The 25,807-nt window shown below is 41.9% G+C and carries 19 protein-coding genes and 1 pseudogene; 15 read left to right on the top strand and 5 right to left on the bottom strand.

Annotated features, from left to right (window positions below; genetic code table 11):
* Window positions 1–77: 77 nt before the first annotated feature.
* On the top strand, window positions 78–1,106 hold the full coding sequence (fni, locus tag MHZ95_RS05615) for a type 2 isopentenyl-diphosphate Delta-isomerase (RefSeq protein ID WP_239389544.1): 1,029 nt from the start codon (window positions 78–80) through the stop codon (window positions 1,104–1,106).
* Between the two features lie 128 nt (window positions 1,107–1,234).
* On the opposite strand, the gene MHZ95_RS05610 is transcribed toward fni, so the two are convergent.
* Both MHZ95_RS05610 and MHZ95_RS05605 read right to left on the bottom strand, forming a co-directional pair.
* Window positions 1,235–1,618, bottom strand: a complete 384-nt coding sequence (locus MHZ95_RS05610; protein WP_239389543.1) for a RidA family protein — start codon at window positions 1,616–1,618, stop codon at window positions 1,235–1,237.
* A gap of 136 nt (window positions 1,619–1,754) precedes the next feature.
* Window positions 1,755–2,075: a winged helix-turn-helix transcriptional regulator gene (locus MHZ95_RS05605; RefSeq protein ID WP_239389542.1), complete on the bottom strand. Its 321-nt coding sequence runs from the start codon at window positions 2,073–2,075 to the stop codon at window positions 1,755–1,757.
* A 1,011-nt stretch (window positions 2,076–3,086) separates the two neighbouring features.
* On the opposite strand from MHZ95_RS05605, the gene allW reads away from it, so the two are divergent.
* From allW to allC, 4 genes are all read left to right on the top strand, one after another.
* Window positions 3,087–4,535: an allantoin permease gene (gene allW, locus MHZ95_RS05600; protein ID WP_239389541.1), complete on the top strand. Its 1,449-nt coding sequence runs from the start codon at window positions 3,087–3,089 to the stop codon at window positions 4,533–4,535.
* Window positions 4,536–4,721: 186 nt separating this feature from the next.
* Window positions 4,722–6,050 carry an allantoinase gene (locus tag MHZ95_RS05595; RefSeq protein WP_239389540.1) on the top strand — a complete coding sequence of 443 codons (1,329 nt, stop codon included), beginning with the start codon at window positions 4,722–4,724 and terminating at the stop codon, window positions 6,048–6,050.
* Between the two features lie 57 nt (window positions 6,051–6,107).
* Complete coding sequence (locus MHZ95_RS05590) at window positions 6,108–7,376, top strand: MFS transporter (RefSeq protein ID WP_239389539.1); 1,269 nt, start codon at window positions 6,108–6,110, stop codon at window positions 7,374–7,376.
* 112 nt (window positions 7,377–7,488) lie between these two features.
* Complete coding sequence (gene allC, locus MHZ95_RS05585) at window positions 7,489–8,721, top strand: allantoate deiminase (protein ID WP_239389538.1); 1,233 nt, start codon at window positions 7,489–7,491, stop codon at window positions 8,719–8,721.
* 185 nt (window positions 8,722–8,906) lie between these two features.
* On the opposite strand, the gene MHZ95_RS05580 is transcribed toward allC, so the two are convergent.
* Entirely contained in the window at window positions 8,907–9,818 is a 912-nt protein-coding gene (locus MHZ95_RS05580) for a LysR family transcriptional regulator (RefSeq protein WP_239389537.1), read from the bottom strand.
* A gap of 180 nt (window positions 9,819–9,998) precedes the next feature.
* Here MHZ95_RS05580 and MHZ95_RS05575 point away from each other — a divergent pair, with 180 nt between their 5' ends.
* The 8 genes and pseudogenes from MHZ95_RS05575 (at window position 9,999) to MHZ95_RS05540 (ending at window position 19,875) form a co-directional block, all read left to right on the top strand.
* Complete coding sequence (locus MHZ95_RS05575; RefSeq protein WP_239389536.1) at window positions 9,999–11,378, top strand: aminotransferase family protein; 1,380 nt, start codon at window positions 9,999–10,001, stop codon at window positions 11,376–11,378.
* Between the two features lie 35 nt (window positions 11,379–11,413).
* Window positions 11,414–12,835, top strand: coding sequence for an NAD-dependent succinate-semialdehyde dehydrogenase (locus tag MHZ95_RS05570; RefSeq protein WP_239389535.1), 1,422 nt, complete (start codon window positions 11,414–11,416; stop codon window positions 12,833–12,835).
* A 143-nt stretch (window positions 12,836–12,978) separates the two neighbouring features.
* Window positions 12,979–13,440, top strand: a complete 462-nt coding sequence (locus MHZ95_RS05565) for a GNAT family N-acetyltransferase (protein ID WP_239389534.1) — start codon at window positions 12,979–12,981, stop codon at window positions 13,438–13,440.
* A 3-nt stretch (window positions 13,441–13,443) separates the two neighbouring features.
* Window positions 13,444–13,626: a hypothetical protein gene (locus tag MHZ95_RS05560; protein WP_239389533.1), complete on the top strand. Its 183-nt coding sequence runs from the start codon at window positions 13,444–13,446 to the stop codon at window positions 13,624–13,626.
* A gap of 165 nt (window positions 13,627–13,791) precedes the next feature.
* Window positions 13,792–15,486 (top strand): amidohydrolase, encoded by a 1,695-nt coding sequence (locus MHZ95_RS05555; RefSeq protein WP_239389532.1) that lies wholly within the window; start codon window positions 13,792–13,794, stop codon window positions 15,484–15,486.
* 163 nt (window positions 15,487–15,649) lie between these two features.
* Entirely contained in the window at window positions 15,650–16,990 is a 1,341-nt protein-coding gene (locus tag MHZ95_RS05550) for an APC family permease (RefSeq protein WP_239389531.1), read from the top strand.
* A gap of 107 nt (window positions 16,991–17,097) precedes the next feature.
* Window positions 17,098–18,393 (top strand): annotated as a pseudogene (locus MHZ95_RS05545) (APC family permease); the annotation flags it as partial.
* Window positions 18,394–18,621: 228 nt separating this feature from the next.
* Complete coding sequence (locus MHZ95_RS05540) at window positions 18,622–19,875, top strand: ArgE/DapE family deacylase (RefSeq protein ID WP_239389530.1); 1,254 nt, start codon at window positions 18,622–18,624, stop codon at window positions 19,873–19,875.
* A gap of 156 nt (window positions 19,876–20,031) precedes the next feature.
* Here the strand turns inward: MHZ95_RS05540 and gabR are convergent, their stop codons facing one another.
* Window positions 20,032–21,447 (bottom strand): MocR-like transcriptional regulator GabR, encoded by a 1,416-nt coding sequence (gene gabR / locus MHZ95_RS05535; protein WP_239389529.1) that lies wholly within the window; start codon window positions 21,445–21,447, stop codon window positions 20,032–20,034.
* 108 nt (window positions 21,448–21,555) lie between these two features.
* On the opposite strand from gabR, the gene gabT reads away from it, so the two are divergent.
* Together gabT and MHZ95_RS05525 are read left to right on the top strand one after the other, a co-directional pair.
* The gene (gabT, locus tag MHZ95_RS05530; protein WP_239389528.1) at window positions 21,556–22,857 is read left to right on the top strand and encodes a 4-aminobutyrate--2-oxoglutarate transaminase; all 1,302 of its coding nucleotides are present in this window, start codon (window positions 21,556–21,558) and stop codon (window positions 22,855–22,857) included.
* A 96-nt stretch (window positions 22,858–22,953) separates the two neighbouring features.
* Entirely contained in the window at window positions 22,954–24,363 is a 1,410-nt protein-coding gene (locus MHZ95_RS05525) for an NAD-dependent succinate-semialdehyde dehydrogenase (protein WP_239389527.1), read from the top strand.
* Window positions 24,364–24,476: 113 nt separating this feature from the next.
* Here the strand turns inward: MHZ95_RS05525 and MHZ95_RS05520 are convergent, their stop codons facing one another.
* Entirely contained in the window at window positions 24,477–25,631 is a 1,155-nt protein-coding gene (locus MHZ95_RS05520; protein WP_239389526.1) for an IscS subfamily cysteine desulfurase, read from the bottom strand.
* Between the last annotated feature and the right edge of the window lie 176 nt (window positions 25,632–25,807).

Below are 25,807 nucleotides of genomic sequence, written 5' to 3'. Positions count from 1 at the left end.
AAGAGTTTGAACATTGTTAAACAGTCATCTGCAACAGAAAGCTATAAGAATATTGAGGGTAAGGGCAGGTGTTGGCATTGACCAATTCAATCGAGCAAAGAAAGTCGGAACATATTCAAATTTCGTTGAACGAAAAGGTTACAGGTGAGTCGATTTCCACAGGGTTGGAGTCGTATGTGTTTCTCCATAATGCACTTCCAGAAATCGCATTTGACGAAATTTCGATTGAAACCACGTTTCTCGACTTTACATGCAAAGCACCGTTTCTCATCAGTTCCATGACAGGCGGGACAGCCCTTGCCGAGACAATTAACCGGAATCTGGCAGTAGCGGCGGAAGAAAGGGGCTGGGCACTTGCACTCGGTTCAACCCGGGCGTTGCTCGATAATGATGGCCATGCCTCCTCATTTTTGATGAGGCAGTATGCCCCAAGCGTCCCGATCATTGCCAACTTGGGCGCAGTACAGCTCAATTATGGATACGGTGGCGACGAATGTAGGGAAATTGTAGAGAAAACTGAAGCGGATATGCTTGTCCTCCATTTGAACAGCATTCAAGAAGTCATTCAGGAAAATGGAGATACAAATTTTAAAGGTCTATTGAAAAAGATTGAACAGCTGTGCCGTACACTAGAGATTCCAGTTGGTGTGAAGGAAGTGGGATGGGGAATCGATGGTCACATCGCTGAAAAGTTAGTTGAGGCTGGCGTGGCGTTCATCGATGTAGCCGGAGCGGGAGGCACTTCCTGGAGTCAGGTGGAAAAGTTCCGAGCGAAAGACCGGATCCGTCGTGTTGCCGCCGAAGCATTCAGCGATTGGGGCATTCCGACGACAGAATCCATTAGGTTGGTTCGCGGAAAGATTGGGAATCGTCCGCTTATTGCTAGCGGCGGAATGCAGACAGGACTGGATGGTGCCAAAACGATTGCGTTGGGAGCAGATTTTGTAGGATTTGGACGAGCCATCCTGAAAGAAGCAACCCAAAGCCCTGAAGCTGTCCTAGAGATGATGCAAATCCGAGAAATGGAACTTCGGATGGCGATGTTCGGTATTGGAACGAAGACGATTCAGGAACTAAAGGATACTCTTCGTTTGCAGGAACGATGATAACAAATTTTTGATGGACGCGTTCTATTCATTAAACAGACAAACAGCAGTAGCACAAATCGAGAACACGGTTTGTGCTACTGCTGTTTTTAAAAAGAAAAAGGCGTCCTCAAAAATTAAGTTTCACTTTAGTTCGATCTTTTGGCAATCATTTCGATTTCAACGTCTGCTCCAAGTGGTAAAGCTAAAACGGCAACACATGTTCTTGCAGGGAATGGTTCCGAAAACTGCGTTGCGTATACTTCGTTCATTGCGGAAAAATTATTCATATCCGTTAGGTATACATTTACTTTTACGACATCATCCGGTGTCAGGTTAGCTGCTTCTAGCGCCTCGAACAAATGAGTGAAGCACTGTTTTGTCTGGAACCCGATGTCACCTGCCATATTATTCTCCGAAACGGAATTCATTGCAGTCTGACCTGATAGATAAACTAAATCACCTGCGTCTACCGCGTGTGAATAGGGACCTGATGCCGTTGCACCCTTTATGTTATAAGCCTTTCTTGCCATTGTTATTCCTCCTTTTATAGATAAGCTGATTGTTCAATGTGTGAAATGAATTTGAACAATCCAGCAATCCAAGATTAATAGAAAGCATTAATTTTGGATTGCTGGATTGTTCTGGAGGGGGGAGCCCCTTGATGACTTAAAGCCATTTTTCAGCCCATGATTCCACAGCTTTGAGAGCTTTCCCTAATTCATTTCCTTTCCTTGTTAAGGAATATTCGATACGCACGGGTCGATCTGCAATCACATTTCGAAAAATGATGCCCGATTCCTCTAATTCTTTGATGCGTTCATTGAGCACACGCTTACTTAAATCTGGAATATAAGCGTGAATCTCACTAAAGCGTTTTGGTTCCTCGAGAAGCGAATGAATGATAAGGCCTATCCATTTCTTACCGATTAATTGATAAGAATGTTCCACTTTATTACATAAAGGCGGCCGTTGCATTTCTTCTCCCATTTTTTCACTCCATTCCTTTTTAGAGTATATACATTTCATTTGTAACCTTTTCACTTTTAGTAGCAATAATACTGATAGCATCCAAAAAAAAATTTATATATTTAAATTTATCATACCATAAAAATGTGTCTATTGAATATGCTTTGAATGTTTTCTCAGCGATCTAAACTTTCATGTTGTCTTATCCAAGTATCTATTTTGGTTTCATGACATGAATTTATGGCAAAGACAATGAATGACGGAGCACTTTTGAAAGTATTCATGATCTTAAAATTCAGCGAAATAGGCGTTTTGATTGGAAAGGCTTATGTGTGGAGAAATTGGGGTAAAGGATATGGAAGAATATTTGGCACACCCAGCATGAACAACAGTAGTTGTGATAGGTGAATGTATAGCATTTTTAACAAAATCGCCGCATTTATATTGACCGATGGTAATCGAAGGTATCCCATTTTTATGTAAAGTCTATTTGTTACTAAAAGTAACCTAATTATTTGAAATGGAGAAAGGAGAATGAAGCCTTGTGTTTGTCCAAATAAAGAAGTGCATTGAGTTATCCGATATGGAAATATCGTTTGAACAAGTTATCGTTTGGGGAAATAGAGAAGTAAGAAAAACAGTCCCCTAAATTAGTCCAAAAAAGGAGAAATGGGAGAAATCTTCATGCTGAATGTAAAGGTTCAAAGGACTTTGAATAATTAAAAGCGGATCGGTTAACATACGAGTGCTCGATGGTTTGGTTTAACTTAATTCAGCAAATCTTTTTGTACTGAAAGCGAAGCGTCAGCTACAGAAGTCCTCCATTCCCATAAGTGGCGGATGAATGCCAGCATGCATTTCAATTTAGAGGGAGTCCAAACTCTCGCTGATTCAAGTTAAGCCTCCGGCGAATATCACAGATTGTAAAGGGAGTGAATTGAGCTTTGCCCAATTCAAGATCTGGACGCAATTACGCCAAGGCGCAATTGATTGAACGAAAGGCTAATTCGACATAATCAAGGAGGGTTTCGATTGAAACAAATCAATCGAGAACAACTAAAAAAAGAGGGTTTTAACGAAGATATATTGCCGACGAAGCCGGAAGCTAGAAATTGGAACGTCGGAAACTATGCAACCGTATGGATGGGGTCAGTGCATAATATCCCGAACTATATTGCAATTGGTGGATTGTTTGCTTTAGGGATGTCTGTTGGACAAGTTTTCGCCGTCATTATGGCAGCTTCCGTTGTATTAGCAATCGTGATGGTTCTGAATGGTCATGCGGGATCTAAATATGGATTACCTTTTGCGATGCTGATACGCTCCTCTTACGGTACGAAAGGTGCAATGATTCCGGGGATTTTACGAGGGGTTATTGCAGCGATTATGTGGTTTGGGTTTCAAACCTATGCAGGAAGCCAAGCGTTAATCATTCTCATCGGAAAGCTTTGGCCGACGTTTTTAACGTTAGGTGGAGATTGGAACCTTTTGGGATTAACATTACCCGCGTTAATATCGTTTTTATTATTTTGGTTATTTAATGTTGCTTTAATTTATGGTGGATTGGAATTCCTGGGGAAATTTACAAATATCCTTTCTCCACTTGTTTACATTGTTTTTGGTGGTATGGCGATTTGGGCCATTCGGTTAGCTGGAGGGATTGGTCCAATCTTAGCTTATACAGGTACAGGAACGAGCGAAAATCAAATCGTTTTCTTTGTAGCTGGTATGACCGCAGTAATTGCTGCTTGGGCCGCCCCAATTGTCAACGTATCTGATTTTACAAGATTGGCCCGTTCTACGAAGGCTCAGGCTATCGGACAAACTGTAGGTTTGGTTGTGACGTATTTATTGTTTGCCATCGCTAGTATTGCGATTATTGTAGGCTCTGAAATTGCCTTTGGGACACCCATTTGGAATGTATTGGATGTGGTAGCTCGATTTGATAGTGCTTTTGCAATCGGAATATCTGTACTTACACTTTGTTTAACCACATTATCGGTGAACGTGACAGGTAATATTGTTCCTGCTGGTTACCAATTAGCATCACTTTTTCCGAAGAAACTAACGTTTAAATCGGGTGCAATGATTGCTGCTGTCATCGGAATTCTTGTCATGCCTTGGAAACTGATGGAGAACTCGACAAGTATTTTCACATTCCTAAGTATCGTTGGTGGGATATTAGCTCCTGTAGCAGGTGTTATGCTCGCTCATTATTTTGTCGTGTCGAAAACAGAAATTGACTTGAGTGAATTGTATTCCAAGAAAGGAAAATACAATTATAAGAATGGTTTTAATGTCAATGCCCTCATTACAACAGCCGTCGCGGGTGTACTAAGCCTAATTGGTAATTTCGTCCCATTCTTTGAACCACTTTACGATATGTCATGGTTTGTAGGGATTATTACAGCGTTTGTTCTTTATAGTGTCCTGGAAATGCGGAACATTAAAAATGCTCAGTTCACGAGTGAAGAAAAATAGCCGGGCAATATTGAGGAAAATTTCGGTTTCGAGTTTTTATCGAATTTTTATCAGGGAGGGTTTGGTCATGATTTGAGAAAGGGATGAAAAAGTTAGCGCAAAGCAAGAGCCTATTGGGCATCGCGTCCGATTTTTAAAAAGTGGACGTTTGTAGAATTAGGAAAATATCTAACGGAGGGATAAAACATGACTACTTTCGATTTAATAATAAAAAACGGAACGATCGTTACAGCGGATTCAATTGTTCAAGGAAATATTGCTATCAAGGACGGAAAGATTAAGGAAGTATCTGTCGATAAACCTTTGGAGGGGACAGCAGAGAAAGAGATCGATGCAGTAGGGCTTCATGTTTTCCCAGGAGTAATTGACTCACATGTCCATTTTAACGAGCCGGGCAGAACAGAGTGGGAAGGCTTGGAGACAGGAAGCAGAAGCTTGGCGGCAGGTGGAGCGACATCATTTTTTGATATGCCGCTGAATAGTACACCCCCTACCATCAATAAAGCGAATTTAGAACTGAAGCGTTCAGCTGCCGAGGAAAAGTCTGTCGTAAATCCGTATTACTGGGGCGGGCTTGTACCGGAAAACTTAGCTGATTTAAAGGATCTTCACGAAAATGGTGTCATCGGATTCAAGGCATTTATGTCACCGAGTGGCATTGATGATTTCCATAATGTCGATGATGAAACGATTTACAAGGGAATGAGAGAAATTGCATCTTTAGGATCTCTATTAGCCGTTCATGCTGAAAGTACGGTCATGTGTGAACAGCTTGCAGAGGAAAGAATAGGTCAAGGTAAAGTGACGGCAAGAGACTACGTTGAATCACGACCAGTCATTTCGGAAATTGAAGCGGTGCGAAGAATACTTTCCTATGCAGAGCTGACGGGTTGTAAACTTCATATTGTGCATGCAAGCAGCCGGAAAGTCGTGGAAGTGATCAATGATGCGAAACAAAGAGGCGTCGATATAACAGTTGAAACATGCCCGCATTATTTGTCTTTGACCGTCAAAGACTTAGAAGAGCAAGGCGTCATCGCCAAATGTGCGCCTCCATTAAGAGATCAAGAAGAAGTGGATGATTTATGGACGGCGGTTGCGAACGGAGAAATCGACACCATTGGCTCCGATCACTCCCCGGCACCGGCATCGATGAAAGTGATTAGCGACAATATTTTTGATGGATGGGGAGGAATTTCGGGAGCCCAATCCATGTTAAATATTCTTTTGACAGAAGGGCATTTCAAACGAAATCTCCCGTTGGAGAAAATTGTTGAGCTAACGGCAACAAATCCTGCTAAGATATTCGGACTGACAACAAAAGGAACGATCGCAGCTGATTATGATGCGGATTTGACGCTTGTTGATTTGAACGAAAGTTTTGAATTAAAGAAGGAGGATCTGTTCTACCGTCATCAACATTCACCTTATGTCGGTATGACATTCAAAGGGAACGTGAAGACGACAATTGTCGGCGGAAAAGCAGTGTTCGAAAATGGACAAATACAAGAATAAAAAAATAAAAATTGTCCGTTCCTGCAGTTATTATAAAGGGGAAGGGGAATTGGTAGTATGGCGCCAAGGGAAGCACAGCCTCAATTTCAACGGCAAAATAAATTCATGATTCCATATTGGTGGAAGGTAGTTTTTGCATTTACATTAGGATGGATGTTTATCAATGCGAATAAATATTTCTTGAACCCGATTTTGGATAACATCGGCTTGGAATATAATCTGAATAATTCTCAGCTGGGGCTCGTCAACAGTATATTCTTCCTGACGTACACGATCGCACAAATCCCAGCCGGAGCGTTCAGTGATAAATTCGGCAGGAAAAAACTACTTGTCGTCGGGTTCATCTTATATGGGATTTTGACGGGCGTCAGCGGTCTCATGGCCGGTTTCACTGGCTTTTTGGTAGCACGTGCAATGGCCGGACTATCCTCGGCAACCTATTACGGTCCCCAATTCGCCCTTTCATCCGAAGCGATTCCAGAAAAGCATAGAACGGTTGGCAGTGCAATCATTAACAGTGGATCAGGGATCGGGATTGCTTTCGGGTTTATCTTATCAAGCACATTAGTTTTGGATATGGGAATGAAATGGACCATTCCTTTTTATATCTTCGGCATACTGACAGTTCTTGTCGGAATTCTAATTGCCGCACTAGTTAAAGAAAAAAATCCCGATGCAGTGAAAGAAAGGGAACAACTTGAGAAGACTTCCGTTCATGAAGAAAAAGTGTCAGTCGTATCTTTACTTAAAAACCGTAATCTACTGGTTACTTTTCTCGTGTTATTTTGTTCCATTTACGGCTTTACGGTAGTTGTCACATGGTTGCCAAAGTTTTTGGAGACCGAAAGAGGCTTTCACGGTAGTCAAGTCGGTTTGATAGCAGCTTTGGTTCCATTGGCTTCAATACCGGGAGCGCTCGTTGCAAGTTATATATCCGATCGCTTAGGTAGGAAGAAACCTTTCGCATTTGTGCTCATTCCCATTGCAGCGATCGCATTATGGGCAACTGTTTATGTGCATAGTACAGCGCTGTTGATCACTGCATTATTGATTTATGGGCTATTTGGTAAGATTGCCCTGGACCCGCTTCTAATCGCATCTGTTTCTGAAAACGTTCACCAATCAGCATATGGAGTTGCCTTCAGTCTTTATAATTTTATCGGGATGATCTCATCGGTTATCGCCCCTTGGTTCGTGGGCTATCTTGCCGATAAAACAGGTAGCATGACTGCTGGATTTTACTCAGCGGTAATTGTTCTTGTTGTAGGGTTGGTCATTATGATGTTCTTTAAAGAAGGCCCAAAAGTAAAAGTGAAAGATGTATAAATAGCGTCTAGGGAATCGAACAGCATTCAGGATATATAGGTTACATAAAGAATTTTGAAAAATAAAAAGTAACCGTGGTAATTTAGAATCGAAATCGAAAGGGTAGATGAATATGAAAGACTTAACAAGTGAGGTTGCTCACCTCGTGGATTGGCTAGGTGGATTCGGGAAAGATCCCGAAGGCGGTGTTACGCGATTACTCTATACAAACGAGTGGGTTGAGGCGCAAAAAGCGTTAGAAAAACAGATGCAAGAAGATGGATTGACGACTCGATTTGATGAAATCGGCAACTTATTCGGACGTTTAGAAGGAAGTAAGTATAATGATGAAACCATTTTAACGGGCTCTCATGTCGATACTGTTAAAAATGGCGGAAAATTAGACGGTGCATTCGGGATTTTAGCTGGGATTTTAGCACTTCGGCATTTACAAGCCGAATATGGACAACCTCTTCGTAATCTTGAAGTCGTATCGTTTGCTGAAGAAGAAGGAAGCCGTTTTCCATATGCTTTTTGGGGCTCGAAAAACCTTGTTGGAATTGCAAAAAAGGAAGACGTTGAAAATATTGAGGATTTCGATGGCGTTCCCTTCGTCGACGCGATGAGAAAAGCTGGATTTAATTTTAGGGATGAGTCGAAGCCGATGCGTAATGATGTAAAAGGCTTCGTTGAAATTCATATTGAACAAGGGAATGTGTTGGAAAACGAAGGGAAGAGCATTGGGGTTGTCCATAGCATTGTCGGGCAAAGACGTTTTACAATTGAGGTGACAGGAGTAGCAAACCATGCGGGCACAACGCCGATGGGATATCGTAAGGATGCTGTGTATGCAGCAAGCCAAATGATTCAAGGTGTGATTGACAAGGCAATTGAATATGGCGATCCACTTGTTGCGACGGTAGGAAAAATCGAAGTCAAACCGAACATTGTCAACGTTGTTCCGGGACATGCCTTATTTACACTGGATGTACGGCATACAGAAAAAGAAATACTTGTAAAGTTCACTGATGAACTCACTGCGATTATCAATCGTATTTCCACTGCCTCCGGTGTAGAGACGACGATCGATATGTGGATGGACGAGGATCCGATTCCAATGGATCGACAAATTGTCGAAGCCATTGAGAAACAAACGAAAGAAAAAGGATTGAATTATAAAATGATGCACAGTGGTGCCGGTCATGATTCTCAAATTATCGCGCCGATTGTGCCGACAGCGATGATCTTTGTCCCAAGCCGTGACGGGATTAGTCATAATCCTTTAGAGTATACAAGCCCGGAAGAATTAGCAACAGGTGTTCAAGCATTGATGGAATCACTTTATGTTTTAGCCTATCAAGAGTAAATAACAGTAAAGGGAAGGATATTGTTAGTCTCGTCAGGTAAAAATTAATCCAGATATGTCGCGATATTTGCCGTATAGCTAGATTATTACGGAAAAGAAATCACCAAGCTATTTTCAATAGTTTGGTGATTTCTTTCTTTAAGTATAGGGGTGGCGGGAAGTAGATGACATCGTAACATGAATTATCAGTCATTGAGTATACTCATCATCTCCTCAGCAATCTCTTCGGTAAGCGCTAAAAATCGTTTGGAGACCGATGACATATAACGGTTCCGAAGTGTAATGATACTCAGTTTTGTTTGGAGTAACGGGGATGCGATAGGATACAGTTTAGGTAAATCAGGGGAATTGAAACGGTTGTAACAACTTGGAACAAAACAAATCCCTGCCCCTTTCATGACCATCAAGAGCATCGGTAATATTTCCGTTCCCCGATAAACGATATTAGGCGTAAAACCGCTATTTTGGCATGCCTCGATCACATCATCTGCAATCCCAAGTCCTTGTGAAGTAGTGGGCAAAAGAAAGCGCTCGTCTTGAAGATCTGCTATTTCAATAGAGTCTTTTTCACATAGATGATGATTCGGAGGAAGAGCCAAAAGCAAAGGTTCATCGAGTAATGTTGATGTATGGATATCTTCCGCTCTAACCGATGTCCGAACGATTCCTATATCAATAGAAAGACTCCTTAGTTCGTTAAGAATATAAGAAGAGTTGCCTTCCTTTACATGCGTGACAATATGAGGGGTATCTTCTTGAATTCTCTTTATGACATTAGGGATGATAAATAAATTTGCGGATGTAATGCAGCCTATTTTTACGGTACCTCTGATTCCTTCGTGATACTCGACCAATTGCCTTGCTGTATTATCCGACACGTCAAGCAATTCCTTTCCCTGTTCGTATAAAAACTTGCCGCTGGCCGTTAACTCTAGATTTTTCCCCGAACGATTAAATAAATCAACCTCTAACTCCTCTTCAAATTTTCTTATTAAAATACTTAAAGGCGGTTGTGTCATCTGAAGCGCAGCGGCCGCTTTTGTAATACTTCCTTCCTCTACGACTTTAATAAAACAACGTAGACGATGTAGATTCATTCGAACATCCCCCACTCCTTGTATTCACAAAATATATGGTAAATATATATATTATATATTTTACATTATATAAAGGTAAAGATATACTATTTACACAATTAAGAATATCAAGAAAAAAGTAGTTGTTTTTTCTTTCTTTTCAGTTTGGATAATTAAAAAATTATAATGGGGGTTTTCTCAATGACTACTAAAAATACGCACCAATCGTCTAAAACTACGAAACTAGCTGAACTGGACAAAAAACATTTTCTTCACCCAGCTTCGAATCCGAAAGCTGTTGTTGACAACGGACCGGCTGTTATTTTTGCAGAAGGGGAGGGCGTGACGGTTACGAGTACGGACGGTATCGAGTACATCGATGGAATGTCCATGCTTTGGAATGTCAACTTAGGTCATGGAAATCAAGAGCTTGCTGAAGCAGGAAGTCATCAATTGTCGACACTGGCTTGTACCTCCCAATTTAAAGCATTTTCCAATGAACCGGCAATTCTTCTGGCGGAAAAGTTGGCCTCATTAGCGCCTGGAGACTTAAATAGTGTTTTCTATACTTCAGGCGGGTCGGAATCAAATGATACAGCGATTAAACTTGCACGCTTTTATTGGGAGCTAAAAGGTAAGCCGACTAAAAGAAAGTTTATTGCACTCAATAATGCCTATCACGGTGTAACGGTAGCTGCCCAAACAGCAACGGGACTTTCGGCATATCATCAATTCTCGGGATCCAATATTGAGGGGGTTGTTCGTGCAACAGCTTATCTATTGGAGAGTGAAAAAGGCGATAAAAACGCCCCGAATTATGAACTTTCTATAAGAGCGACGATTGAACGGGAAGGGGCAGATTCGATTGCAGGCATTATGATCGAACCTATTCAAGGAGCAGGCGGGGTGAACATCCCACCAGAAGGTTATTTGCAAGCTGTTCGTCAACTATGTGATGAGTTTAATATTCTATTTCTTGCAGACGAAGTGATTTGTGGTTTTGGGCGTACCGGAAAAATGTTTGGGGTAAATAACTGGGATGTTGTTCCTGATATGATGTCGATTGCCAAGGGATTGACAAGTGGATATGGTCAACTTGGCGGCGTGATGATGAATGATGAAATCAAACAGACCATTTCCAACTTTGACGCGGTTGTACCCCATGGTTTCACGTATAGCGGACATCCGACAGCCTGTGCCATCGCATTGAAAAACTTGGAAATCATAGAACGTGATGAAATCATTGGAAATGTACAAAACATGGAACTTGAATTGAAAAAAGGATTAAAGTATTTGGAAGAAAAGCATAGCATCGTTACAAATTGTAGAGCGATCGGTTTGTTGGCCGCATTTGAACTTTATGAGGATCCGGCTAGCAGAAAACTGTTTGATCCGACTGTCTTCCCGGCAAATGCAGTGGTCGATGCGTGTTTTGATCGGCAATTGATTTTAAGAGCACTTGGAGCACATAACCAAATTATTGCGATTGCTCCACCACTAATCATTAATAAAGAAGAAATCAAAAAAATGATTCAAATTATTGACGATGCGATTACCGCTTTTAAAGAAACACTGAACTGATCAATCAAGTAAATTCCGATAGGAGGTTTTAAACCGTGCTTTATATAAACGGTGAATGGCGTGAGACAGAGAACAAATTGGATGTGATCAATCCGGCAACTGGCAAAGTGATACGAACTGTTGCGACAGGTGGAAAAGTCGAAACAAAAGAAGCGATCGAAAGCGCCAAAGAGGCGTTCAAATCATGGGGAAAGACGACCGGGAACGTGCGGAGCAACTATTTGTCCAAAACGGTTCAATTGATGAAAGAGAAGTCTGAGGAATTAGCTGAAACAATTACACTTGAAAATGGTAAACCGCTGCCGGATGCGACTCGTGAAGTGGCGGGCGCCATCGCTTTTCTGGAGTGGTATGCAGAGGAAGCGAAGCGGATATATGGAGATACGATTCCGGCCTCCGATCCGGATAAACATTTAATGGTGCTTCGTGAGCCTGTAGGAGTATGTGCAGCCATTACTCCATGGAATTTCCCATTATCGATGATTACAAGAAAAATCGCACCTGCTCTCGCTGCCGGATGTACAGTTGTTTTGAAACCGGCCGATGTAACGCCGCTTTCTGCAATTAAAGTATTCGAATGCTTCCATGAAGCTGGATTGCCTGCGGGAGTGGCCAATCTTGTTATCGGGCCAGCTGAAGAAATCGGGAATGAGATGACGAGCAATCCGGATGTTCGTAAAATTACATTCACAGGTTCGACAAGAGTCGGTAAGCAACTGATTCGTGATTCAGCGGATACTGTCAAGAAAATATCGATGGAACTTGGTGGCCATGCACCTTATATCGTATTTGAAGATGCTGATATTGAAGCAGCAGTTGATGGCGTCCTAACTTCAAAATTTGTCAACGCAGGTCAAACCTGCATCAGTACAAACCGAATTTACGTTGCGGAAGCAGTGACGGAAGAATTTTCAGCAAAATTAGCCGAAAAAGTATCGAAGTTGGTCGTAGGGAATGGCCTAGAAAATGGTGTGAATGTCGGTCCTTTAATTAATAAAGCAGCCCTCGAAAAAGTGGAGAATCATGTAGAGAATGCAGTGGAACAGGGTGGGAAACTCATCTCAGGCGGCAATGTCTTCACACATGAAAATGACAGCGGTTACTTCTTTGAACCTACTGTTATTCAATATGCAAACGATCAAATGCAAATTACGACAGAAGAGACATTTGGACCGGTCGCTCCCATTTACACATTTAAAACGGAAGATGAGGTTGTCGAAAGAGCCAATCATGCTGAATATGGCTTGGCCGCTTATTGCTATACAAAAGATCTAAGCCGGGGATTACGGATGATGCGTGCATTAGAGTATGGAATTGTCGGTATTAATGACCCGGCTCCGGCAGTCGTACAAGCTCCTTTTGGTGGTGTGAAAGAAAGTGGTATGGGGAAAGAAGGCGGCAAATATGGCCTTGAAGACTATTTGGATGAGAAATATGTATCCATCAATATGAAATGAACAGAAAAAAGACGAACCATTTTGTTGACCATAAATAGACTGCAGTAGACTTATTTACTTCAACGAAGACCTCCCAATAGAATAGCAGTTTTATGGAGAATAAGTCTACTCAGTTATTCCTCAAGAGAAAGGAAGTATTTAGAATGATACAAGCACACTCGACAAATCATCAACAGGAAATTGTTGTTCGCAATATTGTAAAAGAAGATTTAGATGCTGCTGCAGCCCTTTCGATGAAGTGTTTTGGACCCGATATGTCATTGAAACGTGAACATATTGAAAGTCAGTTAGAAATATTTCCGGAAGGTCAAATTTGTGTGGAATATAAAGGGGAAATTGTAGGAACGGCTTTAAGTTTAATTGTGAATTTTGACGATTACGGAGAAAAGCATACTTATTATGAAATCTGTGACCAAGGATTTATTCGTAATCATAATTCGAATGGGCGCAATCTATATGGCATTGAAGTCGGTGTCAATGAAAAGTTTAGAGGAATGCAGTTGGGCCGACGTCTCTATGAGGGGCGTAGAAGGATTTGTAAAGAATTGAACTTGGATAGTATTTTGATCGGAGGTCGGATGCCATTCTTCTATAAATATGCGTAGCAGATGAGTGCAACCGAATACGCACAAGAGGTTATGAAAGGGAATCTCTACGATCCCGTTTTAACATTTCAAAGGAAAAACGGATTTGAGTTGAATAAAGTGATCGCAAATTATTTACCCGGGGATGAAGAATCGTTGGAATATGCCGCATTGATGGAATGGAAAAATAATGACTGTACACCTTAATTCGTGTATGTTGTTATATCGCCGATTATAGAAGTTTGGATAAATAGGCATGAAGCTAAACCGTTCATCTACAATTGTAATGGACTTAGGAGTGAAAGCGTTTTCTTTTTGAATGCATTACAATTTGAATAAGCGATGAAACTGGACGAAAAGGAGCGCTTGATAATGGAGATAGCAGATAAAATAATTTCGAGCGAGGCAGTGTTTACAGGTTTAGAAAATGAAGCAAAACCAGCTGCTCTTGCCATTAAAGGCAACAAAATACTAGCAGTAGGTGCAAAAGAGGAAATTCTATCATATATCGGTTCAGAAACGAAAGAGTATCATTTTGGGAATCAATTGATTATGCCTGGATTTCATGATGCGCATCTTCATCTAATGCTCGGTAGTCTTTTTACGCATGCAAGTGTTGATTTATCGGGCGCTCGTTCTTCTGAAGAAGTGGTTACCCTTGTCAAGCGATTTGCTGATGAGAGGCAAGGAGAGAAGTGGATTTTTGGTTATGGTTGGGATCAAACAAAGTGGGCTGTAAAAGAATTTCCGAAAAGGTTTCTATTAGATAAAGCCATTCATGACCGGCCTGTGATTCTCTTTCATGCAGAAGGTCATTACACATGGGTGAATAGCAAAGCATTGCAAGTTAGCGGTGTAACGAAGAAGACGGCGAATCCGGATTATGGAGTGATCGAGAAAGATGATGAAGGAGAATTAACGGGGATTCTCATTGAAACGGCTACTAATCTAGTAGCAGATATCGCACTTGCGCTGCCTGAGGAAAAGCAACGAGAACTTTTCGAGGCATTTTTAAAACAGGCCGCGAGATTAGGTGTGACATCGGTTAATGATTTATATGCGAGCAGTTTCGACCGCTTGAAAAATTTGAACATGTATCACGAATATGATAAAAATGGAAAATTAACAACAAGGATTCATCTTTATCCTGCTTTAAGTGGGAATATCGAAGAGGCTAAAGCGACGCGTGATACGTATAGATCAGAAAAATTAAGATTTACAGGGCTTAAGCAATTTATTGACGGCGTAGTGACAGGGCATACCGCTTACATGCTCGATCCTTATTTAGATCGTCCGGAAACGAAAGGAGGCCCTGCTTTTCCCGAAGAAACAATTAGAAATTGGGTGTTAACCGCTGATAGGGAAGGATTTCAAATTCGTTTTCATGCGATTGGGGATGGAGCGGTAAGACTTGGTTTAGACCTTTTCGAGGAAGCGCAACAAATAAATGGAATAAGAGATTCCCGCCATGCGCTAGAGCATATCGAAGTGATTCACCCAACGGATATTCCAAGATTTAAGGAAATAGGTGTCATTCCATCTGTGCAACCTTCGCATTTAGCACTCATGCCAAAAGAAAGTCATACATTGCGTGTTGGCAAAGAAAAAGCTCCCTATACTTATCTTTGTAGAACTTTAAAAGACGCTGTAGATCATATTGCTTTTGGTACGGACTATCCGATTACAACGCTGAATCCGTTTAAGGAAATTTATTATGCTGTAACGAGAGTAGACTTCACAGGGGAATCTAAATGGAATAAAAAAGAGCAAGTGACATTAGCAGACGCGTTAAGGGCTTATACACAAGGGGCAGCCTATAGTTCTTTCAGAGAGAATGAACTTGGAACCTTAGAAGGAGGGAAACTCGCAGATATCATTGTGTTAGATTGCAATCTATTTGATATTTCAGTAGATCAGATACCTACAATACAAGTGGAATTAACGATGATGGACGGAGAAGTTATTTATCTTTCTTCGGCAGAAGATTCCCCCCTCCATAGGTGTCGGGATGAGCGTAGTTTGGTTTCCTGTTCAGAAGGTGTCCAAACGCCTGCTGAACAAAGATAAAGCCTCCTGCGGGTGTCACAGATTTTGAATTGCGTTATATGCAATTCAAAATCTGAACGCAATGCGCTCTGTTATATATTCCGAATATTCGGTTTTTAGTAGATTTAAAAGTTATTTTACGATAGCTATTTTGTTCAGCGCCTATATATGAGGAGTTGGTTGAATGAACGAAAACATTAAATTGTCGAGATCACTTTCACTGACCGCTGTAGTTGTATATGGAATGGCTTTTATGGCTTTAACTACGGTATTTAGCACATATGGTATAGCATCTCAAATATCTCACGGGATGGTTGCCGGATCGTATGTTCTAGCCTTGGTAGTAATGATGTTTACGGCTTATAGTTATGGTCAAATGGCAAAAGCATACCCTGTTTCCGGATCAGCCTATACGTATGCACAGAAAGCGTTGCACCCTTATGCGGGCTTCTTAGTAGGCTGGGCTATTTTAATGGATTATTTGTTTATTCCGATGGTCAACTTTTTATTATTTGGGATATTTTTCTCTGCGGCGATCCCTGAGGTTCCATCCTATGTGTGGATACTCCTTTTAATCATTGTTGTCACGTTTGTAAATATTAGAGGTGTCAAGCTAGGTGCCAGCATCAATATGCTAGTGATTGGTTTGTCATTATTATTTCTTGCCGTTTTTTGTCTATTATCGATTAAATCAATCTTGCAGGGAGAGGGAACAGGCGTATTAGTTAACTTGGAACCATTCTTCAATACCGATGAATCGTTCAAATATATTGTTGCTGGTGCTGCCTTGTTGTGTTTTTCTTTCCTAGGATTTGACTCGGTTTCTACTTTTTCTGAAGAGGTGAAGAACCCGGAAAAAAATATACCGCGTGCAATTTTTCTAGTAACGATTATTGGTGGGTTATGTTTTGTCGTTGTATCTTATGTGGCACATAATGTCTGGCCAAATTATATGGGTTTTAAAGATCCAGATTCTGCTGCTTATGAAATCATCTTGCTGATTGGTGGAAATGCGTTACAAGCGGCATTTTTAGCAATAACTGCATTGGTTGTCTTTGGTTCTGCTTCTGCATCGCAGGCAAGTGCTGCACGTGTTTTATATGCAATGGGTCGAGATGGACAATTACCTACTGGCTTTTTTGGAAAGCTACATGAAAAAACTAGAACACCAGTTAACAACATTTTACTAATTGGCGTGTTATCGTTATCGGCTTTGTTTTTAAGTTTAACTTTTGTTGCATCTTTTATTAATTTTGGCGCACTGCTTGCGTTTACGGCCGTTAATTTATCGGTTGTTGCATTATATTTTGTGAAAAGAAAAGAACGTTCATTTAAAGGGGTTTTCTGTTATTTGCTAATTCCTTTAATTGGCGCATTAATGACCACCTGGCTACTTTTAAATTTGGATGGATATTCCAAAGTTCTTGGGGGAGTTTGGTTTTTAATTGGTGTTGTCTACCTATATTACATGACGAAAGGATTTAAAAAACAGCCTCTCCTGGTAAATTCCGATGAGCTTGTCTAACTTACTATCTCAAACCAGTAGATAATATGGAGAAAGAGTTTCAAAGAGTGAAAGTGGTTACACTAAACTGCAAAATAGTACTGAAAGATCCGGGGGTGGGGTGGAGGATGGAGAAAACGACGTTGAAGCGTTCGCTCGGTGTTTGGGCCCTTGTTGCACTGGGGCTAGGCTACATGACACCGACAATTGTCTTCGATACATTTGGAATTGTCTCGAAACTGACAAATGGAGTTGTACCGGTAGCATATCTTGTTGCACTGGCTGTCATGGCATTAACGGCTATCAGTTATGGAAAAATGGTGCGGGCGTTTCCGCAGGCGGGTTCAGCCTACACATATGCGCGGGAAACAATGGGACCTCGATTAGGGTTTCTGGTTGGCTGGGCTTCGTTACTAGATTATTTATTGCTGCCAATGGTGAATGCCTTAATTATTCGGATATATATGGAGTCCCTTTTTCCAAGTGTTCCGGTATGGATCTGGGTTCTGTCTTATGTACTTGTCGTTACGGCCATTAATGTTTACAGTATGGAATCGACATCAGGCTTAAATATGATACTTGTTGTTTTCACACTTGTCCTCATTGTCATGTTCCTTATCCTTGCAACTGTTCAGTTTACAAATGGAATGGGGGAAGGCACTCTATTTACCATTAATCCGTTGACGAATGCGAATGTAGAGTTGGTAGCCATCTTTACCGGAGCAACCGTCGTTGCGTTTTCGTTTATCGGGTTTGATGCCATCACGATGTATACAGAAGAAGCGAAAGACGCATCGACGGTTCCAAGAGCGATCCTATTGACCGTGACGATTGGTGGCTTGATTTTCTTCATCGCTTCTTATTTCACGCAAGCATTATTTCCGGATTTGTCGAGGTTCAACATGTTGGATGATACATTACCCGAAATCGGACTATATGTTGGTGGAAAGGTATTCCAATTGATCTTCATTGCAGGGGCATTCGGGGCTACAGTCGCTTCAGGGTTAGCTTCGCATGCGAGTGTATCACGTTTACTATTTGTCATGGGAAGAAACGGTGTTTTGCCGAAAAAATCGTTCGGTTACTTACATCCCAAATTTAGAACACCTGTTTTTACGATTGTTTTCACAGGAGTCGTATCATTATTTGCAATTGGACCGGATTTGGAATTAATAGCTTCAGTCATTAACTTCGGTGCATTAATCGCGTTTACATTCGTTAACTTATCGGTCATTGTCCACTTCTATATTAGACAAAGAAGGCGATCAGGCAAGGACACGCTCAAATACCTAATTATGCCTTCGTTAGGTGCTTTGAGTACAGGAATTCTCTGGTCACATCTGCATGCCGATGCATTTATTGGCGGTCTCATTTGGATTGTAGTGGGAATCGTCTACATGCTATTCATTACAAAATTCTTTAGAAAAGAACTTGGCAGTATGGACACTATTGAAAGTGTTGAGCCGCTGGATGAAGAGCCGATTAACTCAAGTGAACTTGGCGGATTGGAAGCAATTGAAGGAGTTGAGTTCGTAGATAATGGGGTGATAAAAACTAGATAAGGGCAAAGAGTGAAATAGGAGTGTAGGGGAAGATTACCCATAAGTAAATTTCCCTCTTTTTAGCACCAAAGAATACGAGGAGAGATTATTTTGAAAGAAAAAATCCGACAGTATATTGATGAACATAAAGAAGAATTATTTACAACCATTCAAGAAGTTGTCCGTATCAAAAGCATTGTTGGGAATGAACAGGAAATGCAGGCGTATATGAAGAGGAAATATGAGGAACTCAATTTGACCGTGTATGAAATTGAACCGGTGTATGAGAAAATTTCTTGTCATGAAGCCTTTATCGACTCGGGTATTCCGTATGTGAGTCGGAAAAATGTGGTTGGAATCTATAATGGTAATAAAAATGGGAAGTCCTTAACGATTCATGGGCATGTAGATGTTGTTTCTCCAGAACCTTTTTCAAATTGGACGATGGATCCGTGGAGCGGAGATATTATCGGCAATAAATTATATGGCCGGGGCTCTGCCGATATGAAAGCAGGGCTGATCTCCAATTGGTTCGCATTGAAAACGCTGATCGATTTAGGCTATCCAATTGCTGGGGATGTTCATTTGCATTCCGTACTTGAGGAAGAGGCTGGAGGAGGCGGTGGGGCTTTAGCTTGCTTAGAAGAGGGTTTCGTTACAGACGGTTATATTTCAACAGAGCCACATAATTTAAATGTGACGATTTCACATGCAGGAATCATGTATTTTCGGGTTCTTGTAAAAGGAAGGATTGCGCATGCGGGCTTGGCTCATGAAGGCGTTAATGCGATCTCCAAAATGATGAAAATCATCAGTGCATTGGAAGCGTTAAACGAATGGCGCGCTAAAAACGTGAAATTTGAGTTGTATGAGAAAGGATCTGGTCAATCTGTTCACTTGAATTTAGGTGTACTGAATGCCGGAGATTGGGCCTCCACCGTTCCAGGGGAAGCGGTGCTGGAAGCGCGGATCGGATTTATCCCTGGAGAAACGCGCCAAGAAATTAAAAAACTGATACATGATACGATCAAGAAAGCAGTGGAAGGGGATAAGTGGATGGAGGAAAATCCACCAATTCTCGAATGGTTTGGTTGGTCCACAGATCCATGGTATCAAGACCCGGAAGATCCTTTTGTGCAACTGTTCCTTGAGAATGCGGAGAGTGTGATGGATCGTAAAGTCAATATCATTGGACGGGCTTCTGCAAATGATGCCAGGTTTACCCAATATTATGGTAAAAAAGGCCTTTGTTTCGGACCAATCGGTGAAAATATGCACGGACCAGATGAGTGTGTCCATTTGGATAGCGTCGTGGAAGTGACGAATGTATTGGCGAATTATATAATTCGTTGGACTGAGAGTTAACCGTGAGACTTTTCGCATATGAAATCAGTCATGATTCTATTTACAAGATTTAGATAGTCATCCACAAACGTTGTTGTCTTAACGTTTGTGGGTGACTTTATTTCCCTGGAAATAAGGGGAAATATGATTGGGAAGACAAGCTAAACTTTAGCCATTTCAGTCTAAGATTTTAGACAGTCGTTCCACAGCTTCAAGTATTTGATCTTCCTGAATGTTTGCAAAGCCGATGACTAAACCGATGCTACCATTAGCGTTTTCTTTTTTAGACAGCATGAATCGCTTCATCGAATAGATTTCCAGTTTCTCTCGTGCTGCCCTCTTCATAATTTCCTCATAGCTTCGTGATGTATGAAAATATGCAAGAAAGTGGAGGCCTGCCGGGATGTCCTCGATGTCGACGGAGTTGCCGAACGTAGTTTGCAGCTGTTTGATCAGCAACTTTCTTTTCAATTCATACTGATGATTCATCCTTTTCACATGTCTGTTATAATCCCCGTTTTCGATGAAATAATGTAGTGTGTATAAGCCTAACGTGTTACTGTCCTGGATGAGGTCTGCATTGTGGTCGCGGTACTCCCTCAACATTTCTGGGGGCAATACCATATAGCTGATTCGCAAACCGGGTAACATCGTTTTTGAAAAAGTGCCTGTGTAAATGACCCGTTGGTTGCGATCCAAGCTTTGTAGTGAAGGGATATTATCCGTTTCATATTTGAATTCACTATCGTAATCATCCTCAACAATATAGCGATCTTCCTGTTGGACGGACCAATTGAGCAGCTCGATACGCCTTGAAATCGGCATGATTTTTCCGGTCGGAAATTGATGGGAAGGTGTTACGAAGACGAATCTCGCTTGAGAATCTTCAATTAGCTGAATGTCAATGCCTTCATCATCCAATGGAATCGGATGGACATCGAATTCCATTTTCTTTAACATCTTGTAAAAACGAGAGTATCCAGGATTCTCGATGCCAACAATCGTTTCGGCGTTTTGCATGCTCATGACATTTCGGATTAATGATTGGGTTCCTGCTCCAATGACAATTTGTTCGGGTTCACAAAGAATTCCACGCGTTAGTTTAATTAAGCGGGCAATGGATTTTCTAACGAGATAAGGTCCTTGCGGGTGTGTAATTTCGCTCAATTCGATTTTATGGTTTTTGATTGCTTTCTCTTGATATTTCATCCACTCTTTAAAAGGGAATGAGGAGATGTCGGCTGTCATATGGGAAAGAGAGAGCCATCCTTCTTTATCGACCATCTTTTCTTTTAAATCTGGTGGTAATTTGTTTTGCTGTTGATCATCTTTAATGATGAATTGGGCAATGTTTTCAACGTAATATCCTTTTCTTTCCAACGAATAAATATATCCTTCGGCAAGTAATTGTTCATACGCATTTGTGACGGAATTCACACTGACATCCAACTCTTTTGCCAAGTTTCTCTTTGAAGGCAATTTTTCATTTGACTGCAACTCGCCTGCGAAAATGGCGTTCTTGATACTTCCATATATCTGCTGGTAAATATATTTTTCTTCCCCTTTACTCTTGTCCAACGTTAATAAGAACATAATACCCCTCCTTAATCTGGTACCTAAAGAAACTATAATCTGGTTCTTTTTATTGTACCAGATAAACAGGATACTAAATATATAATTCTGACAAAAGGAGTGGTAGTGATGGTACTAACAACTGGATTGACTGAGGAATTGCAAGCAAAGAGGAAAAAATACGTTCCACAAGGTGTGAGTAATGGAAATCTCAATATTGCACATTCTGCCTCTGGTGCGACAATTACAGATATCAATCAAAAAGAATGGATTGACTTTGCGGCTGCCATCGGGACGTTGAATGTGGGGCATAGCCACCCGAAAGTGACGGCTGCTGTCAACAAGCAGATTGAAAAGTTTTTGCATCCCGGATTTAACGTTATGATGTATGAAGGTTATATTCAATTGGCGGAAAAATTATGTGCAATCACACCAGGGACGTTTGAGAAACAGGCGCTTCTATTGAACTCAGGAGCAGAAGCAGTCGAAAATGCTATTAAAGTTTCACGCAAATATACAGGAAGGCAAGCAGTCGTCTCATTTGTGCGTGGGTTCCACGGCCGTACGAACTTGACAATGGGGATGACAAGTAAAGTGAAGCCGTATAAATTTGGATTCGGACCTTTTGCGCCAGAGATTTACCAAGCTCCTTATCCTTACGTGTATCACAAACCGAGTGAAATGACAGAAGAAGCATACGTAGACCGCGTGATCCAAGAGTTCAAAGACTTTTTTGTTGCAACGGTTGCACCGGAAACGGTTGCTTGTGTTGTGATGGAACCTGTTCAAGGTGAGGGAGGTTTCGTTGTCCCGCCGAAGAAATTTGTGCAGGCGGTAAGCGAATTCTGTAAAGAACATGGTATTGTTTTTGTAGCCGATGAAATTCAAACAGGTTTTGGACGAACGGGTACAATGTTTGCGATGGAACAATTTGACGTTGTCCCGGATTTGGTCACGGTATCAAAATCTTTGGCTGCAGGTTTGCCATTGAGCGGTGTGGTCGGAAGAACTGAAATTTTAAACGCTGCATCGCCGGGGGAGTTGGGCGGTACCTATGCGGGTAGTCCCGTTGCATGTGCAGCTGCGCTGGCAGTCATCGATATTATCGAAGAAGAAAACCTGTTAACAAAATCGGAAATCCTTGGGCAAAAGATCGAGTCAAAATTGATTGAACTGGCTGAGAAGCATAGTTATGTCGGAGAAATTCGTCGTTTAGGCTCAATGGTCGCAGTTGAAATTGTTAATAACCGGGCGGAAAAGCTTCCGAACAAAGAAAAAACGAGTGAGATTGTCCAATATGCAAATGCGAACGGTCTGCTGCTTCTTTCAGCAGGATTAAAAGGAAATGTCATCCGCTTTTTGGCGCCACTTGTCATTACGGATGAGGAGCTATCGAAAGGACTGGAGATTTTGGAAGAAGCATTTAATTAAAGTACGTTCAGGCCTTCTACTAGTTATTTGCTAAATTTTATGGCACCTTTAAGATAAGGCACGACTAACATCAAACGATTAAAGGAGTGTTACCAAATGTCAACAACTTTTAAAACGGCTTTTACAGTAAATAATCCGGCTACAGGTGAGCTCATCCAAGAGATCACGAGACACACGGAAGAAGAAATTAACGCGGCGCTGGAGAAGGGGCACAAAGGTTTCAAAACATGGGCAAAAGTCCATGCACATGAGCGTTCACGTCTGTTGAAGGCTTGGTCCCGGAAGATTCAAGACAAGAAAGAAGAAATCGCAAAAGTGATGACGATGGAAAACGGAAAGCCTTTGCGTGAATCATTGGGCGAGGTGGACTATGCAACGAGTTATATCGATTGGTATGCGGAAGAAGCGATCCGCATTTATGGACGGACCATTCCGGCATCTTCCGAAACGAAACGAATTGTTGTGAGCCGTCAACCGATCGGCTTAGTTGCGGCCATCACACCTTGGAATTTCCCGGCAGCGATGATGACTCGAAAGGCGGCTCCTGCGTTGGCTGCCGGTTGTACATTCATCGTAAAAGCGGCAGAAGAAACGCCGTTAACGACAATGACACTTGTAGACCTGGCGCATGAAGTGGGCATTCCAAAAGACGCCATCCAATATGTGAATGGGAAAGGGTCTATCGTCGGGAGATTATTCACGGAAAGTCCATTTGTGCGGAAAATTACATTTACAGGTTCTACTCCTGTCGGGAAAGAGCTGATCAAAGGTAGCGCTGATACGATAAAACATGTGACGATGGAATTAGGCGGGCACGCTCCACTGATCATTGCGGAAGACGCTGATCTTGATTGGGCTGTTGCTCAAACGATCATATCCAAATTTAGAAATGCGGGCCAAACTTGTGTCTGCGTCAACCGCATTCTTGTGCATGAAAATGTCGTGGATACCTTTGCGGAGAAGTTTACAGTGGCCGTTTCCAAGCTGAAGGTCGGAAACGGATTGGATGAATCTACAGATGTAGGACCGGTAATCAATGAAAAAGGGTATGACAAAATTGTCGCTCAAGTACAAGATGCGATTGACAAGGGGGCGGAAGTGCTAACTGGGAACGAATATGAAGCCGATCGGGAAAAAGGGTATTTCTTTGTCCAGCCGACCGTCTTGAAAAATGTCGATGCAAGCATGGAAATCATGCAGGAGGAAACATTCGGCCCGATTGCACCGATCACCAGCTTCAAGACACTTGAAGAGGCGGTTGAAATCGCGAATAATACGCCATATGGCTTGGCAGCCTATTTCTTTACGAATGATTATCGGACTGGAACGTACTTACATGACAATCTGGACTTCGGCATCATCGGTTGGAATGACGGTGCTCCATCCGCCGCACATGCCCCGTTTGGCGGGATGAAGGAAAGTGGAATTGGCCGTGAAGGCGGCATCGAAGGCATTGAGCCTTATTTGGAGACGAAGTATTTGTCGATTGGAAATTTAACTGAATAATTATCTTGTGTTGAAAACAAAACATTATTTACAGAAGCCGTCCGCTTTTTGACCATTGTGGTTAGGAAGTGGACGGCTTTTCCTATAGCTTAGGAATGCTGTTGCGACACCGGTTACAATTTTATCATTTTTACGGGGCAGACTTGCTGTGCAATTTGTATTAATTGATCGACTAACTGCTGGACGCTTACCATCGTTGTGCTTTGGCCAAATGAAATGCGAATAAATTCTTTCGCTCGTTGGGGGTCGACTTGTAATGCGAGCATTGCTTTCGCTGAATGCTGTTGTCCGACTTGGCATGCGCTGCCTGTAGAAATTGCGAAGCCGTGGCGATTTAATTCCAGCATCATGAGCTGGCCTTCCACATTGTTCACGCCGAGCCCGATGATTTGAGGAAGTTGTGTTTCCGCCGTACTTGCTTCATAGACAGTGAACAGTTCAGGGTACTTGTTCAACTCATCCAAAAAAATGGAACGGAGTGCTTTATATTTTTCGGTATCGTAACTATTCTCTGCACATAATGTAGCGGCGGTTACAAAGGACGCAAGACCAGGAACGTTTACCGTGCCCCCTCTGAAGCCTGCTTCATGCACAAAGCCGGGAAAGACGGGAATAATTCGGTGACGTGGATGGATGTAGGCGGCACCGACTCCTTTGGGTCCGTACACTTTATGGCCGGATACGGTTAAGCTATCGACGATTTTTGCTATTGGTTTCAAGTCCATCTTCCCAAAAGATTGGACGCAGTCGCTATGCAAAAGAATCTGGCGACCTTTCAGCAATTTCGCGATTTCCTCCAGCGGTTGGATCACTCCGATTTCCGGGTTAATATGCTGGACACTCGCTAAAATCGTATCTTCTCGCAGCGCCCTTTGGAAAAGCTGAAGATTGACCTGACCGGATGGATCGAATGGCACTACTGTGACAGTGAAGCCATCTTGCTGTAAATATTTCAATGCTGAATCAATGGAAGGATGTTCCCCCGCTGTTGTAACAATGTGTTTGCCACGATGACGATTCGCTTTTGCAAGCGAAATGATGGACAGCAAGTTGCTTTCGGTTCCCCCAGAAGTGAAATACACGCCCGCTGTTTGTACCCCAAGCAGATCGGCAAATTCTTGGCGACAAAGTGCCAGCATATTTTGAGCCTCTCCTCCCACATCATGCAAACTACTTGTATTCCCATAACATTGTTCCGAAAGCGTAGCGAATACATGGGAAGCCTTAGGATGAAGCGGTGTCGATGCCGCATAATCAAAATAATGCATGATTTTTTCCTCCAATCAATTACGCCTCGGCGTAATTGCGTCCAGATTTTGAATTGAGAAAGCTCAATTAACTCCTTTCAAAATCTGTGACATCCGCCGGAGGCTTTATCTTCATTCAGCGGGCTTTGCTGAATGAAGATAAAAAATGTAAATCTATCTTGTCATATTTTAAGTTT

It is taken from the genome of Sporosarcina sp. ACRSM, assembly GCF_022346545.1.
Taxonomy (GTDB): Bacteria; Bacillota; Bacilli; order Bacillales_A; family Planococcaceae; genus Sporosarcina.
The sequence above is the reverse complement of the archived record's forward strand: the minus strand, read 5'-3'. Positions and strand labels throughout refer to the sequence as shown.